This is a genomic window from Streptomyces sp. NPDC086549 (assembly GCF_044746205.1).
GTDB lineage: Bacteria > Actinomycetota > Actinomycetes > Streptomycetales > Streptomycetaceae > Streptomyces.
This window is the reverse complement of sequence record NZ_JBIVBS010000005.1, coordinates 417,324-432,490: the sequence shown is the minus strand read 5'-3', so window position 1 is coordinate 432,490 and position 15,167 is coordinate 417,324. Positions and strand designations below refer to the sequence as shown.

11 protein-coding genes are annotated in these 15,167 nt (G+C 71.6%); 8 read left to right on the top strand and 3 right to left on the bottom strand.

Annotated elements, in window-relative coordinates; genetic code table 11:
- The first annotated feature begins 393 nt into the window (after positions 1-393).
- On the top strand, positions 394-2,553 hold the full coding sequence (locus ACIPSA_RS19855; RefSeq protein WP_402636430.1) for a SpoIIE family protein phosphatase: 2,160 nt from the start codon (positions 394-396) through the stop codon (positions 2,551-2,553).
- Positions 2,554-2,661: 108 nt separating this feature from the next.
- On the opposite strand, the gene ACIPSA_RS19850 is transcribed toward ACIPSA_RS19855, so the two are convergent.
- On the bottom strand, positions 2,662-4,074 hold the full coding sequence (locus ACIPSA_RS19850) for a S1 family peptidase (RefSeq protein WP_402636427.1): 1,413 nt from the start codon (positions 4,072-4,074) through the stop codon (positions 2,662-2,664).
- A 199-nt stretch (positions 4,075-4,273) separates the two neighbouring features.
- Between ACIPSA_RS19850 and ACIPSA_RS19845 the strand changes: the two genes are divergently transcribed.
- The 5 genes from ACIPSA_RS19845 to ACIPSA_RS19825 all read left to right on the top strand — a co-directional run bounded on the left by ACIPSA_RS19845 (position 4,274) and on the right by ACIPSA_RS19825 (position 11,415).
- Positions 4,274-4,687 (top strand): PaaI family thioesterase, encoded by a 414-nt coding sequence (locus ACIPSA_RS19845; RefSeq protein WP_402636424.1) that lies wholly within the window; start codon positions 4,274-4,276, stop codon positions 4,685-4,687.
- Positions 4,688-5,201: 514 nt separating this feature from the next.
- Positions 5,202-5,417 (top strand): type A2 lantipeptide, encoded by a 216-nt coding sequence (locus ACIPSA_RS19840; protein ID WP_402636421.1) that lies wholly within the window; start codon positions 5,202-5,204, stop codon positions 5,415-5,417.
- A gap of 109 nt (positions 5,418-5,526) precedes the next feature.
- Positions 5,527-6,333: an HlyD family efflux transporter periplasmic adaptor subunit gene (locus tag ACIPSA_RS19835; RefSeq protein WP_402636418.1), complete on the top strand. Its 807-nt coding sequence runs from the start codon at positions 5,527-5,529 to the stop codon at positions 6,331-6,333.
- A complete protein-coding gene (locus ACIPSA_RS19830) occupies positions 6,330-8,552 on the top strand; it encodes an NHLP family bacteriocin export ABC transporter peptidase/permease/ATPase subunit (protein WP_402636415.1) in 2,223 nt (740 codons plus the stop codon). The genes ACIPSA_RS19835 and ACIPSA_RS19830 overlap by 4 nt, the downstream gene beginning before the upstream one ends.
- 1 nt (position 8,553) lies before the next feature.
- A complete protein-coding gene (locus ACIPSA_RS19825) occupies positions 8,554-11,415 on the top strand; it encodes an NHLP bacteriocin export ABC transporter permease/ATPase subunit (protein ID WP_402636412.1) in 2,862 nt (953 codons plus the stop codon).
- Between the two features lie 4 nt (positions 11,416-11,419).
- On the opposite strand, the gene ACIPSA_RS19820 is transcribed toward ACIPSA_RS19825, so the two are convergent.
- On the bottom strand, positions 11,420-11,947 hold the full coding sequence (locus ACIPSA_RS19820) for an SRPBCC family protein (RefSeq protein WP_402636409.1): 528 nt from the start codon (positions 11,945-11,947) through the stop codon (positions 11,420-11,422).
- A 250-nt stretch (positions 11,948-12,197) separates the two neighbouring features.
- Here ACIPSA_RS19820 and ACIPSA_RS19815 point away from each other — a divergent pair, with 250 nt between their 5' ends.
- Positions 12,198-13,703 (top strand): MFS transporter, encoded by a 1,506-nt coding sequence (locus tag ACIPSA_RS19815; RefSeq protein ID WP_402636406.1) that lies wholly within the window; start codon positions 12,198-12,200, stop codon positions 13,701-13,703.
- A gap of 292 nt (positions 13,704-13,995) precedes the next feature.
- Positions 13,996-14,367: an STAS domain-containing protein gene (locus ACIPSA_RS19810; protein WP_402636403.1), complete on the top strand. Its 372-nt coding sequence runs from the start codon at positions 13,996-13,998 to the stop codon at positions 14,365-14,367.
- 135 nt (positions 14,368-14,502) lie between these two features.
- Here the strand turns inward: ACIPSA_RS19810 and ACIPSA_RS19805 are convergent, their stop codons facing one another.
- A complete protein-coding gene (locus ACIPSA_RS19805; RefSeq protein ID WP_402636400.1) occupies positions 14,503-14,937 on the bottom strand; it encodes a protease inhibitor in 435 nt (144 codons plus the stop codon).
- Positions 14,938-15,167 lie beyond the last annotated feature (230 nt).

Below are 15,167 nucleotides of genomic sequence, written 5' to 3'. Positions count from 1 at the left end.
TATGGGGCGCCTGCGCAGCCCCTGTGACCGTTCCGGGGAGCCCGCGGGGCCGCGGCGCTCGAAAGGAGCCGAACATGTCTTCACACATGCGTGCCGCACGGTGATCTCGGGACAGGCGTGACTGTCCGCCACCGCCGGGCGCCCGGAACAGGCCGAGGTGTACGCGCTCGCCGACGGTCACTTCCACGACACGCACGCCCGTCAGCCTCTCCGTGAGCGGGCATGGGCCGGGTCCTTCGGGGTACTCGAACATCGTGTCCGAACCGGGCCGGCGCCCTGGTCCACGCGCAGGTCGCGGGAGGAGTGTGCCCGGTGCTGCCCGCTCGCCGTGCGCCGCGCGCCACCAGGAGAGAGTCTGAGTCCCTGGGGTGCGACGCGCGGCCGTGCGAGGAGGTGGTCGGCGTGTCCGACGGACAGACGCCCGCGCAGGCGGCGGCGGTCGCCGGGGCCCGGGTCGGGCGGCCGCTGCTGTCCCTGTCGCTGGCCGCGGTGATGGACGAGGTCCACGCGCACTCCGGAGGGGTGTACCTGCTGGCCGCCGACGAGCAGGTGCTGGAGATGGCGGTGACGGCGGGGCTGCCTCGGCAGTTCGCGGCGCCGTGGGAGCGGGTGGGGCTGAGCGCGCCCATCCCGGTCGCGGAGGCGGTCCGCGGCCGACGCCTGGTCTGGGTGGGCGGCGAGGAGGACATGGCCCGCCGCTATCCCCGTATCGCCGTGGTCCTGCCCTATCCCTTCGCGCTGGCCGCGCTGCCCCTGGCCACCGCGAACAGGGCATACGGCGCCGTCTTCGTGACCTGGCCCGGCTCTCATCCGCCGGAACTGTCCGAGCGGGAGCGGAAGCATCTGACGGCGGCCTGCGACCGGCTCGCGATACGGCTGGAGCGGGCCGTGGCGGACAACCGCTCGTTGCACGCGGAGCCCGATCTGCTGCCGGCGACCGTGACCGGCGTGGCGGGCACCCTGGGGACGGTCGAGGCGGTGCGGATGGTGGCGCGGCTGCCGTACGGGCTCGTGTCGCTGGATCTGCACGGCAGGGTCGGGTTCGCCAACGCGGCGGCCGCCGAGCTGCTCGGCACCCCGGTCGGCGAGCTGCTCGGCACCCATCTGTGGGCCTCGGTGCCCTGGCTGAACGACCCGATGTACGAGGACCGCTACCGGGCCGCCCTGATCAGCCAGCACGTGACGTCGTTCGTGGCGCTGCGCCCGCCGGGCGACTGGCTGTCCTTCCGGCTGTACCCGAGCGAGACCGGGCTGAGCGTGCGCGTCTCCAAGGCCCGGGCGGTGGCGGAGATGACGCGCTCCGCGCCGCAGACGGGCGCGGGCCCGTCACGTCTGGTCACCATCTCCCAGCTGCTGAGCCTGTCCGCCGCGCTGACCGAGGCGGCGGGCGTGCAGGACGTGGTGCAGCTGGTGGCGGACGAGATCGTCCCCGCCGTGGGCAGCCAGGCCGTGGTGATCCTCGGATCGCAGGCCGGGCGGCTGCACGTGCTGGGACACCGCGGGTATCCCGATGCCCACGTGGTCGAGCGGTTCGACGGTACGCCGCTGACCGAGCGGCTGCCGGGCACGCACGTCCTCAACAGCGGGGTGCCCGCTTTCTTCGACTCCTGGCGGCAGCTGGCCCGGTTGTATCCGGAGCAGAGCAGGAACCCGAGCCCCTTCGCGGCCTGGGCCTACCTGCCGTTGATCGCGTCCGGGCGGCCGGTGGGCACCTGTGTGTTCGCCTACGCGGAGCCGCATGTCTTCCCGACCGACGAGCGGGCCGTCCTGACGAGCCTGGGCGGGCTCATCGCGCAGGCCCTGGAACGGGCGCTGCTGTACGACGCCAAGAACCAGCTGGCGCACGGTCTGCAGCAGGCCCTGCTGCCGCGTTCGCTGGTGCCGCCGCCCGGGATCGAGGCGGCCGCGCGCTATCTGCCCGCCACTCGGGGCATGGAGATCGGCGGCGACTTCTACGACCTGGTGCCGACGCGCCCGCTTGCGGCGGCGGTGATCGGGGACGTCCAGGGGCACAACGTGACCGCGGCCGGGTTGATGGGGCAGATCCGGATCGCGGTACGCGCTTTCACGACCGGCGGCCAGCCGCCGGAGGAGGTCATGAGCAGCACCAACCGGCTGCTCGTCGACCTCGGCGCCGACCTGTTCGCGAGCTGTCTCTATCTGCGGCTCGACCCGGCGCACGGGCTCGCCGTGATGGCCCGGGCGGGGCACCCGCCGCCCCTGCTGAGACGGCCGGACGGGCGGGTGCGCGTCCTGGACCTGGCCGGCGGTCCGCTGCTGGGCATCGACGCGGAGGCGACGTACCCGACGACGGAGGTGCACCTGGCCCCCGGCTCGGTCCTCGTCCTCTACACCGACGGCCTCATCGAGTCCCCCGGCGTCGACATCGAGGACGCGCTGGCCTGCCTCGGTGAACTGCTCACCACGATCGGGGACCAGCCGTTGGAGCGACTGGCCGACGAACTGGTCGGGCAAAGCGTGGCGGCAGGGGAACGGGTCGACGACGTGGCGCTGCTGCTGCTGCGGGCGCGGGGAGACGGGGCAGACGGCTGAGTCGCCAGTCCTGTCCGGCGACGAAACGACGACGCGGCCCGGCCCTCCCGCCGGAGGGCCGGGCCGTCCACCGTCGGCCGGAACCGCTGGTGATGCCGATCAGTGGGTCTACTGGCTCTCGGTGACCGAGCCGTCGCCCGCGCCGGTCCCGGACTGGTCACCGGTACCGGTACCGGTGCCGTCGCCCGTACCCGACTGGTCGCCGGTGCCGGTCTGGTCACCGGTGCCCGACTGGTCGCCCGCCGTCGCGGAGGGGTCGGCCGTGGCGCCGGACTGGTCGCCGCCGCCGACCGCGTCGCCGCCCGCCTGCTGGTCGCCGGCCGTCGCGGACGGGTCGGCCGTGGCGCCGGACTGGTCACCGGCACCGGCACCGGCACCTGCGGCGCCGGAGTCGCCGAGCGTGGCGCCGGTCGCCTGGAGGGCGGTGGTCACCGGCTGGAAGAAGGTCTCGCCGCCGTTGGTGCAGTCGCCGCTGCCGCCGGAGGTGAGGCCGACCGCGCCGCCGTCCTGGGTGAACAGGGAGCCGCCGCTGTCGCCGGCCTCGGCGCAGACGTTGGTCTGGATGAGGCCGGTGACGGTGTCGACGCCGTTGGGGTCGGTCTCGCTCTGGAAGTTGACGGTGGCGTCGAGGCCGGTCACCTGGCCGTTGTGCAGACCGGTGGTGGAGCCCATCCGGAAGACCGTCGTGCCGACGGTGGCGTCCACGGCCTGCTTGATCTGGACGGTCTGCCCGTTGCCGACGTTGACCTCGCTCGGCGCCTGGGTGGTGGCGTCGTTGTACTTGACGAGCGAGAAGTCGCCGTTGCCGGGGAAGGTCGCCTGGTCCACGGTGGCGATGGGCTGCCCGTTCTGGGAGTCGGACCAGTCCTTGGCCGCGACACCGCAGTGACCGGCCGTCAGGAAGGCGGGGCTGCCGTCCGACGCGGTGACGTTGAAGCCGAGCGAGCAGCGGACCGTGCCGTTCTGCACCTGGGAGAAGATGGCGTCGCCGCCCGACACCTTGGTCTTGAAGGTGCCGGCGGACTTCTTGATGGTCGCCATGTTCGAGCCGAGGCCCTGGACCGTCGACTCCAGTCTGTTCCACTTTGCGCCCGTGACGGTGCTGTCGGCGGTCACCAGGACCTTGTTGGTCCTCGGGTCGACGGCCCAGGAGGTGCCCGGGATGGTCGCCTTGGTCTTCAGGGTCTGCGCGGCGGCCTTGAGTGCGGCCGTGCTGTTCGCCACCTGGCGGACGACCGCGCCGGCCTTCTTCGCCTGGACGAGCAGGTTGTTGTCGCCGTTGACCACGTTCACGACGAGCTGCTGCTTGCCGCTGTCGTAGTAGGAGCCGGCGAAGGCGTCACCGAGGGCCTTCGCGAGCTGCGAGGCGAGGTCCGAGGCGTCCGTGGCCTTCAGGGTCTTGGGGGCGGCGGCACCCGCCGAGGCGCCGTCCTGGGACGCGTTCGCGTTCGGCAGCAGAAGGGCCGCCGCTCCGAGCGCCGCGACACCGCCCACCGCTATCGCGGCCTTGCGCTTCGGCATTCGCTTGTGACTCAAACTTCTCGACCTCCAAGGGACGGGGTCTCTGCCGGTGTCCGGCAGCGGATCGGGGGCGCCTGGTTGGCCATAGGTACGGGCGGGTCACGCGGTGCGTTCAATTCCGTTTGCCAACTTTCTTTCTGCGATGGTGAATCGGCCACGCTCCGCGTGTCGCCGGGCCCGGCCGGGAACAATCCCCCATATGACGATGACCACTGCCGAAGCCGACAAGATCCTCTCCGCCAACTTCGCCCCTTGGGTCCTCGAACTCGACCTGTCGGTCGAGGCGTTGGGCGAAGACCGTGCGGTGCTACGTCTCCCCTGGTCGGACCGGCTTTCCCGGGAGGGCGGCGGGCTGTCGGGGCAGGCCCTGATGGCCGCCGCCGACACCGCGACCGTGATCGCCGTGTCGGCCGCGCGCGGCGGCTTCGTGCCGATGACGACGGTGCAGCAGTCGACGTCGTTCCAGCGGGCGGTGACCGGTTCTGATGTCCTGATCGAAGCGGTGCTGACCAAGCTGGGCCGCCGGATGGCGTTCGCGGACATCACATTGACGGACGAGGGCTCCGGGCAGATCGCGGCGCGGGCGAGCACGGTCTACGCGCTACTGGGCTGACACGTACTGGCCCGACACGTACTGGCCAGACACACACTGGCGCGACACACACTGAGCCGACACGGTCGGCGATCGGCCGAACACGTTCCGTCGAGAACTCGGACCGGAATCCCTGCTTCAGGGAATCTGCACATTGAATACTCAACCAAGTCACCGGGACCGGCGGATCTGCACAAACGCGCGCCCCCCGGCGCGCCTTTGGCGCGGAGTGCCGGATTCGCCGCCCCGGGGGCAAGCGTTTGTCCGCGCCGATGCCGTGCGCCATGTGAAGGAGTCGCCGACAAGCCGTGCGCGCGCCTGCACGGTTGGGGTCCTCCGAGGCACAAGTTCCCAGGTGAGACGCCTGGTTGAGTGGCTGCGCGAGCCGCGTGCGTGCTTTGATCCATCGCACCGCGGGGGCCGCGAAGGGCTTCCGGAAACGGGCGCCCGGCGCCTGCGGTCGCGGCGGTCCATCTGTCACCGGAGGGGGCCGCTCTCCCCCTTGTGAAATATCCATATGAAGGGAAGTTCCATCATGAACTCCACCCCCCAGGTCGAGACCGCCGAGATCTCGGACGCCGACCTCGACAACGTCTCCGGCGGCCTTTCCGTGAACGCCCTCGGCACCGCGACCGGCCTGGTGGACGGCATCGCCCCGGTTTCCGGTCTGGTCAACACGGCCGTCGGCACCGTCGAGGGTGTCACCGGTCTGAACACCGCCCCGGTCACCAGCCTGGTCGCCGGTCTCTGATCGCACCTCGCCGCCGTCGAGTCCCGGAGCCGTTCCCGGCTCCGGGGCTCTGCGGTGTCCAGCACCACCACGCCGTATCGAACGTCTCTCCTCAGGTGAGGGAAGTCCCGTGCAGTTCCGCCAACAGGCCCTCGCCAAGCTCCAGTCACCGGACGAGCTCGACCTTCCGGTGCGTCTCGCCCGCCCGCAGGGCTGGCTGGCGCTCTCCGTCACCGTCGTGGTGATGGCGGCCGCATCCCTCTGGGCGGTGACCGGCTCGGTCGCCTCCACGGTGAGCGCGCCGGCCATCCTCACGCACGGGCAGGGCAGTTACATCCTGCAGAGCCCCGTCGCCGGCCAGGTCACCGCCGTCCTCGCCGAGCAGGGCGAGCGGCTCCCCGCCGGCTCACCCGTGCTGAAGGTCCGTACGAGCCAGGGCGACTCGGTCGTCCGCACCGTCGCCGCGGGCCGCGTCACGGCGCTCGCCGCCACCATCGGGCAGATCGTCCGGACCGGCGCGGACGTCGCCGCGGTGGAGAAGGTCGCCCATGCCTCGGACCCGCTCTACGCGACGGTGTACGTCCCCGCCGAGAACGCGGCCTCCGTTCCCGCGGACGCCGCCGTCGACCTGACCGTGTCCTCCGTGTCGACGCAGGAGTACGGCGTGCTGCGCGGCCATGTGAAGTCGGTGGACCGGACCGCCCAGTCCGCCCAGTCGATCGCCGCCTTCCTCGGGGACAGCCAGCTCGGCGAGCAGTTCACCAGGAAGGGCCGCCCCGTGGCCGTACTCGTCAGGCTCGACAAGTCGGCGGGCACCAGGAGCGGTTACAAGTGGAGCTCTGCCGGGGGGCCGCCGTACAGGCTCGACTCCATGACCCTGGCCACGGGTTCGATCCGGCTGGCCGACCAGCGTCCCGTCGATTGGCTGCTCCCGTGACCACCACCCAGGAGACCCGCGGCCGCCGACGCGCCGCCCCGGCCAGGCGCCCCGTGCCCAAGGGCCGTGGGAAGACCGTGCGCACGCCCACCGTGCTCCAGATGGAGGCGGTGGAGTGCGGCGCCGCCTCCCTCGCCATGGTGCTGGGCCACTACGGCCGCCACGTCCCGCTGGAGGAACTGCGCATCGCCTGCGGCGTCTCCCGCGACGGTTCGCGCGCCAGCAACCTCCTGAAGGCGGCACGCGGTTACGGTCTGACCGCCAAGGGCATGCAGATGGACCTGGCCGCCCTCGCCGAGGTCACGGCACCGGCCATCCTGTTCTGGGACTTCAACCACTACGTCGTCTACGACGGCATCGGGCGCCGCTTCGGCCGCCGCGGGGTGTACATCAACGACCCCGCCAAGGGCCGCCGGTTCGTGCCCATCGAGGAGTTCGACGGAAGCTTCACCGGAGTCGTCCTGGTCATGGAGCCGGGCGACGGCTTCGAGAAGGGCGGGCGCAGGCCGGGGGTACTCGGCGCGATGCCGGCCCGGCTGCGCGGCACCGCGGGCACCATGCCCGCCGCGATGCTGGCGAGCCTGCTGCTGGTGGCGGTCGGCGCGGCGGTGCCCGCGCTCAGCCGTACCTACATCGACATGTTCCTGATCGGCGGTCAGACGTCCCTGCTGGGCGTGCTGTTCGCGTCGATGGGCACCTGTGTCCTGCTCACGCTGGTGCTGACCTGGCTCCAGCAGGCCAACCTGCTGCACGGCCGGATCATCTCCTCCACCCTCTCCAGCGCCCGCTTCCTGCGCCATCTGCTGCGGCTGCCGGTGACGTTCTTCGCGCAGCGCTCCCCGGCCGACCTGGTGCAGCGGCTGCAGTCCAACGACCAGGTCGCCGAGACGCTGGCCCGCGACCTGGCGGCGGCCGGCGTGGACGCGGTCGTGGTCGTGCTGTACGCCGTGCTGCTGTACACCTACGACCCGCAGCTCACGTTCCTCGGCATCGGCGTGGCCCTGCTGAACGTGGTGGCGATGCGGCTGGTCGTACGACTGCGGGCGACGCGGACGGCGAAGCTGCGCGCGGACACCGCCCGGCTCACCAACACGTCGTACACCGGGCTGCAGCTGATCGAGACGATGAAGGCGACCGGCGGCGAGGACGGCTACTTCCGCAAGTGGGCCGGGCAGCACGCCACCACGCTGGAGGAGCAGCAGCGGCTCGGCGTGCCGAGCGCCTGGCTCGGGATGGTCGCGCCGACGCTCGCCACGTTCAACAGCGCGCTCATCCTGTGGATCGGGGGCCTGCGTGCCGTCGAGGGGCACATCTCGGTCGGTCTGCTGGTCGCCTTCCAGGCACTGGTCACCCGCTTCACCGCACCCCTCACCCGGCTCAACGGCGTGGCGGGCCGCATCCAGGACTTCGCGGCCGACGTGGCCCGGCTCAAGGACGTGGAGAACTTCCAGGCCGACCCGCTCTACGCCCGCCCCGGCGGGAGCGACTCCACGCGCCGGCTGCACGGGCACGTCGAGCTGGAGAACGTGACCTTCGGCTACAGCCCGCTGGACAAGCCGCTGCTGACCGGGTTCGACCTGACCGTGGGACCCGGTCAGCAGGTGGCGCTGGTGGGCGGCTCGGGCAGCGGCAAGTCGACGGTCTCCAGGCTGATCTCGGGTCTGTACGCGCCCTGGGACGGCGTGATCCGCATCGACGGCCGCCGTCTGGAGGACATCCCGCGCGGCGCGCTCGCCGCCTCCGTCTCCTTCGTGGACCAGGACGTGTTCCTCTTCGAGGGCTCGGTCCGCGACAACGTGGCCCTGTGGGACCCGTCGATCCCGGACGAGGCCGTGGTGGAGGCGCTGCGGGACGCTGCCCTGTACGACGTGGTGACGCGCCGCCCCGGCGGCATCCACAGCAAGGTCGAGCAGGACGGCCGGAACTTCTCCGGCGGGCAGCGCCAGCGCCTCGAGATCGCCCGGGCGCTGGTGCGGCGGCCCAGCATCCTCGTGCTGGACGAGGTGACCAGCGCGCTGGACGCGGAGACCGAGCTGGCCGTGATGGACAACCTGCGCCGGCGCGGCTGCGCCTGTGTGGTGATCGCCCACCGGCTGAGCACCGTCCGGGACAGCGACGAGATCGTGGTGCTCCAGCACGGCACGGTCGTGGAACGCGGGCGGCACGAGGAGCTGGTGGCGCGCGGCGGCGCGTACGCCGCGCTGGTCAGGGAGCGGTGAGATGACGACTGTTCAGGAGGGGTACGAAGGCGACCTCGTGCTCGGTGCGCTGGGGTCCATGGGCACGCGCGTCGACTGCGCGGGCTTCAACCGGCTGGACCTGGAAGGTCCGCAGGTGCTGTGGCTGGTCGCGGCCGGTGCCCTGGACCTGTTCGCGGTGGACGCCGCGCAGCAGGGCCACTGGCACCACCTCGGCCGTCTGGAGGCGGGCGCGCTGCTGCTCGGCCCGGTCGCGGGCCCCCAGCACACCCTGGTGGCGCGCCCGGTACGCGACTGCGTCGTCCACCGCGTCAGCCTGCGCGAGCTGTACCAGCCCGCCCACACCCAGACCTGGTCGTACGACGAGTACGGCAACCCGCAGTTCGTGCCCCCGGCGTCGAGCCCGCTGGAGTACGCGGTCGCCCTGGGCGTCGGCCGCGGCCTGTCCGTCCTCTTCCAGGCACCGATGGCCGAGGATCGGGCCGCCACGCATGGGGGTGCCCCCGCGGGAGCTCATTCGGGCGTGGGGGACGACGACGACGTGTTCTGGATGCAGGTGCCGCCGGGCAGCGTGCAGTACGGCTCCCTGTACGGCGCGGAGGCCGCCGCCGACCTGCTGATGGACCCGGCGCTGTGGCAGAGCATGGTCGACCAGCAGTACCGGCTGCTGACCGCGCTGGACCGGTGGATCGAGCAGCTGGAGCGCACCCACGAGACGCGTACCGCCGCCGGGATCAAGGCCGGTGAGGCGGTCCGTGCCCAGGCCGACCGGACGCTGCTGGCCTCCATCGGCAGGCGCTCGGCCCGCCGTACGACGGCCGCCGACGCCGACGCCGGCTACGCGGCCTGCAAGCTCGTCGCCGAGGCGACCGGGATCACCCTGGCCGAACCCGCGCAGAGCGGCACGGAGAGCGAACGCCTCGACCCGGTCGAGCGGGTGGCCCTGGCCTCCCGGGTGCGCGCCCGTGCCGTACGCCTGGACGGGCGCTGGTGGCGGGAGAACGTGGGCCCGCTGGTCGGGCACCGGGCGCTGTCCGGAGCGCCGGTCGCGCTGCTGTGGCGGCGCGGCGGCTATGCGGCCGTGCACCCGGGCACCGGACGCGAGACGCCGGTCGAGAAGGCGAACGCGGAGGAGTTCGAGCCGCGCGCGGTGATGTTCTACCGGCCGCTGCCCGAGCGGCGGCTCGGTCCGCTCGGGCTGTTGCGGTTCACTCTGCGCGGCACGCGCGGCGACCTGCTCAACCTGATGCTGGCCGGGCTGGTGACGGTGGCGATCGGCGCACTGGTGCCGATCGCCACGGGCAAGGTGCTCGGCGAGTACGTGCCCAGGGCCCAGACAGGCCTGATCGTCCAGGTCTGTCTGGCGGTGATGGTCAGCGGGGTCGTGTCTGCCGCGTTCACTCTGCTGGAGAACCTGACCATCCTGCGTCTGGAGGGCCGTATCGAGTCGGCGCTCCAACCGGCCGTCTGGGACCGGCTGCTCAGGCTGCCGACCCGGTTCTTCACCCAGCGCTCCACCGGTGAACTCGCCAGTGCCGCCATGGGGATCAGCGCGATCCGGCGGCTGCTGGCGGGCGTCGGCCCGGTGGTCGCGCAGTCGGTGACGGTCGGCGCGATGAACCTCGGGCTGCTGCTGTGGTACAGCGTGCCGATGGCGCTCGCGGCGATCGGCATGCTCGTCGTGATCGCGGCGGTGTTCCTGGGCCTCGGACTGTGGCAGGTGCGCTGGCAGCGCCGGCTCGTCACGCTCGGCAACAAGCTGAACAACCAGGCGTTCCAGACGCTGCGCGGTCTGCCCAAGCTGCGGGTTGCGGCGGCGGAGAACTACGCGTACGCCGCCTGGGCCGGGGAGTTCGCGCGCAGCCGGGAGCTCCAGCAGAAGGTCGGCCGGATCAAGAACCTCACCACCGTGCTGGGCGCGGTCTATCTGCCGGTGTGCACCCTGCTGATGTTCATGCTGCTGGCCGGTCCGGCCAAGGGGGCGATGTCGGCGGCGGCGTTCCTCACCTTCAACACGTCGGTGACGATGGTGCTGACCTCGGTCACCCAGCTCACGGGTTCCTTCGTCTCGGCGGTGGCCGCGCTGCCGTTGTTCGAGGAGATCAGGCCGGTCCTGGACGCCACGCCCGAGGTGCGCACGGCGAGCACCCGGCCGGGTCCGCTGTCCGGCGCGCTGGAGGCCCGCCGGCTGTCCTTCCGGTACGCCGACGACGGCCCGCTCGTCCTGGACGACGTGTCCTTCGCCGTCCGACCGGGCGAGTTCGTGGCCATCGTCGGGCCCAGCGGCTGCGGCAAGTCCACGCTGCTGCGCCTGCTCATCGGCTTCGACGAGCCGGTCTCGGGCAGCGTCCTGTACGACGGCCAGGACCTGGCGGCCCTCGACCAGTCGGCCGTGCGCCGCCAGTGCGGGGTGGTGCTCCAGCACGCCCAGCCGTTCACCGGCTCGATCCTGGACGTCATCTGCGGCACCGAGCCGTACACGCCGGAGGAGGCGATGACGGCGGCCGAGCTGGCGGGGCTCGGCGAGGACATCAGGCGGATGCCGATGGGCCTGCACACGATCGTCTCGGGCAGCGGGGCGATCTCGGGCGGGCAGCGCCAGCGTCTGATGATCGCCCAGGCCCTGATCCGCCGGCCGCGCATCCTCTTCTTCGACGAGGCGACCAGTGCCCTGGACAACGACACCCAGCGCACGGTCATCGAGAGCACGCGGGGGCTCAACGCCACGCGGATCGTCATCGCCCACCGTCTGTCGACAGTGCTGGACGCCGACCGGATCATCGTGATGGAGGACGGCAAAGTCGCCCAGCAGGGTCCGCCCGCCGAACTCCTCGCGGACACCGGCGGCCGGCTGCACGAGCTGGTGCGGCGGCAGCTGGCGTGAGGGTTCAGTCGAGGCCGGGCACCGGGGCGCCGGAGGGGATTCCGGCGTCGAGGTAGGCGCGGTAGTACTCCTGCCAGTCGGCGGCGTCCGCGGAGTGCGGTCCCCCGTGCCGTTCCCCGCGGACCACGGCGTCGAGGGCCAGCAGGCACACCTCCCAGCCGGCGCCGTTGCGGGCGGCTGCGTTCCGCTCCGCCAGGACGTCAGTGAGCGTGAAGCGCGTGCGCCCCCCGTCCAGCGCTTCGAGGCCGAAGCGCAGCTCGTCGCCGCCCCAGGTGAAGGAGAGGTGCCGCGGCTCGTCGACGGCGAGCACCGTGCCGGTGCCGTCCGCCTGGTGGGGGTCGCCGCTGAAGTGGACGGTGCCGCCGGGTTCCCCCTCGATCCGCAGGCGGGACGGGAACCAGTGGACCGTCTCGTCCGGATCGGTCACGAACCGCCAGACGCGCTCGACGGGGTGGTCGTAGACACGGCTGAAGCGGACGGCCGGGCGGCCGTCGTCCAAGGTCAGATAGGTGCCGGTGCGGTCGGCGGTCATGGCGGATCAGTCCTTCGATCAGGGTCGGCGTCGCTGGGCCGGCTCGGGCCACAGGCCTCCACGATCTCCCCGACGGGCCGGGCCCGCTCCGGGAGCGGCGCGGCGTGACACAAATCGAAACGTTGCCGTTTCGCTGAACGTGGTCTAGCCTCAACGCGTACGAAACGGTTTCGTTTACAGTCTCGTCGCCCCAAGCCCTGATCCCTGAGCCCCGAGCTCTCCTGAACGACTTTCCCTGGAGTGGTTCCCCATGCCCGAGAAGACCCTGGCCGAGGACGCCCGCACGGGCGCCGCGGCGAAGGCGGAGCCCGCCGCCTCCGCCAAGCGATGGTGGATCCTCGCGGTCGTCGCCGTCGCGCAGTTGATGGTGGTCCTCGACGCCACGATCGTGAACATCGCCCTGCCGTCCGCCCAGGCCGACCTCGGCTTCTCCGACGGCAACCGGCAGTGGATCGTCACCGCGTACGCCCTGGCCTTCGCCTCCCTGCTGTTGCTCGGCGGGCGGACAGCCGACCTGTTCGGCCGCAAGCCGGCCTTCCTCGTCGGCGTCGTCGGCTTCGCCGCGGCCTCCGCGCTCGGCGGTGCCGCGAACGGCTTCGGGATGCTGGTCACCGCCCGTACCCTGCAGGGCGCCTTCGGCGCGCTCCTCGCGCCCGCCGCACTGTCGCTGCTCAACACGACGTTCACCGACGCCCGGGAGCGGGCACGGGCGTTCAGCGTGTACGGCGCGATCGCGGGCGCCGGCGGCGCGGTCGGCCTGCTGCTCGGCGGCCTCCTGACGGACGCGTTCGACTGGCGCTGGACTCTGTATGTGAACGTGGCCATCGCGTTCGTCGCCTTCGCGGGCGGCTGGATCCTGCTGACCAACCACCGCGACGCCGCCGGCTCCAAGCTGGACGTGCCGGGCACGGTCCTCGTCGCCACCGGCCTCTTCTCCCTCGTCTACGGCTTCTCCAACGCCGAGACCCACGACTGGGGTTCGCCGCTGACCTGGGGTTTCCTGATCATGGGCGGCCTGCTCCTCACGGCCTTCGTCTGGTGGCAGACCCGCGCGGAACACCCGCTGCTGCCGCTGCGGATCCTGCTCGACCGTGACCGGGCGGCCTCGTTCCTCGCGGTGCTGATCACCGGCGCGGGCATGTTCGGCGTGTTCCTCTTCCTCACCTACTACCTGCAGCTCAACCTCGGCTTCAGCCCGACGAAGACCGGTGTGGCGTTCCTGCCGATGATCGGCGCACTGATGGTGACGGCACAGCTCGGCACCACCGTCCTGCTGCCCCGCATCGGCCCGAAGGCGATCATCCCGCTGGGCTTCGCCGTCGCCGCGGTCGGCATGGCCTGGTTGACCGGCATCGGCGTCGGCTCCCACTACATGAGCGCGGTGCTGCCGCAGGTGGTCGTCATCGGCGTGGGCCTGGGCCTGGTCATGCCGCCCGCCATGCAGCTGGCCACCGGCGGGGTCGCGGCCGAGGACGCCGGTGTCGCCTCGGCGACCGTCAACGCCATGCAGCAGGTGGGCGGTTCGATCGGCACGGCCCTGCTGAACACGCTCGCCGCGAGCGCCGCGACCGACTACCTGTCCGGCCGGGACGCGACCAGCAAGCTCGTCCAGGCGCAGGCGACCATCGAGAGCTACACCACCGCGTTCTGGTGGTCGGCGGGACTCTTCGCAGCGGGCGCGCTGATCGCGTTCGCGCTCTACCGGCGTGGGGTTCCCCAGCAGGACGCGACCGCCGCACCGGTCGTCCACATGTGACCTCCGCACGAGCTCCGCAGGACCGTTGATCGGAGCAACCAGGCCGAGGGGCCGCCGTCCACCAGGGAGACGGCGGCCCCTCTTCGCTTTTCGTATACGTCTACGTCGGAGGTGCCGCGCTGTTCGTACACATCGAGGGCGCCGCGAAGTGGACGGCGGAACGAAGTCAAGGGAAAGGGTGGGAAGTTCACCCTTTCGGGTGCTACTGATCTTGCGGACCGCATCACAGGGGTGGTCGCGAGCTCACCGGGGTAACTACCCGGATCCATGCCCGGGGCGAGGTGAGACAGTCATGACACCAGAAACCGAACACCTGGGCGTCCGCCCGCTTCCCAACCGGTATGCCCGCACCCGGGCCGTCGGCCCGGTCGTCGTGGTCGAGGTCTACGGAGAGATCGACATCGCCACGGCCGGTCTCCTCGGCGAGCACCTGGACGCCGCGACCGCCTGGCCGGAGCCGGAGGTGCTGGTCGATCTGCGGTCCGTGGACTTCTTCGACTGCTCAGGGCTGCGCGCGCTCTGCCGGGCCGAGGCGAGGGCCCGGGAGCGCGGGGGCCGGCTGCGTCTGGTGGGCGACGGGCCGCGACTGGAGCGGCTGCTGCGCGGCACGGGGCTGCTGGAGCGGTTTCCGCCGCTCCCCGGGGTGCCCGGGGAGCGGCCGTGATCCCGGGGGTCGGCGGGCGGCCCCACTCCGCCCGTCCGACCCCCGGTGCGAGATCTCCGGTCTCCGCGACAAGGGCTCGCACTCCCCAGTTACGGGCCTGTTCCGGCATGTCACGGTGACCGGGCGATCCCGGTCCTAGAACGCGAAGACGCTGCTCTCGTAGGCGTCCTTCACGCACGCGTTGCCGAAGGTGCGCTCATAGGAGACCCTCTTGCCCTGCCACACGCCCTGGGCGGTGACCAGCACCGGGTTGTACTCCTTGGTGCACTGCACATCGCCGCTGCCCGCCAGGGCGTCGAAGTCGCCGCCGGCGCCACGTAGTTCGGCGCATGCCTGGACTGCGGCCGGATGGGTCCCGGAGGCCTTCGGGGCGCAGCTGAGAGTGACGGCACGCTCCGGGGTGACCATGGCCGAGTTGTCGCCGTGGCCGATGGTGAGCACCAGGGCCGAGGGGGCGTAGAGCGAGGCGGGGGCGCTGGCCGGCGAGGCGGCGGAGGCCCCGGTCAGGGGTCCGCAGACGGCGGCGGCAGAGAGGCCGAGGGTCGCTGCCCAGCGCGCGGTGTTCCGCATTGTGTGCATCCTTCCGCTTGATTCGACAGGGTGCCGCCCTCGGCCCGGTGGGCGCCGGAGCGGCGGGCCACACTCTGCCGAGTCCGTCGCCGAAACACACATCCCACCCACAGATTTCAGTAACCTTGCGTATTGAATCAGTGGCGTGAAGTCACGGAGTTCGAACGTTACAACCCCGAAACTGAGCGGTTCTTGATCGCCCAAAGCGGCCAAGTGGCCGATTAGCACCG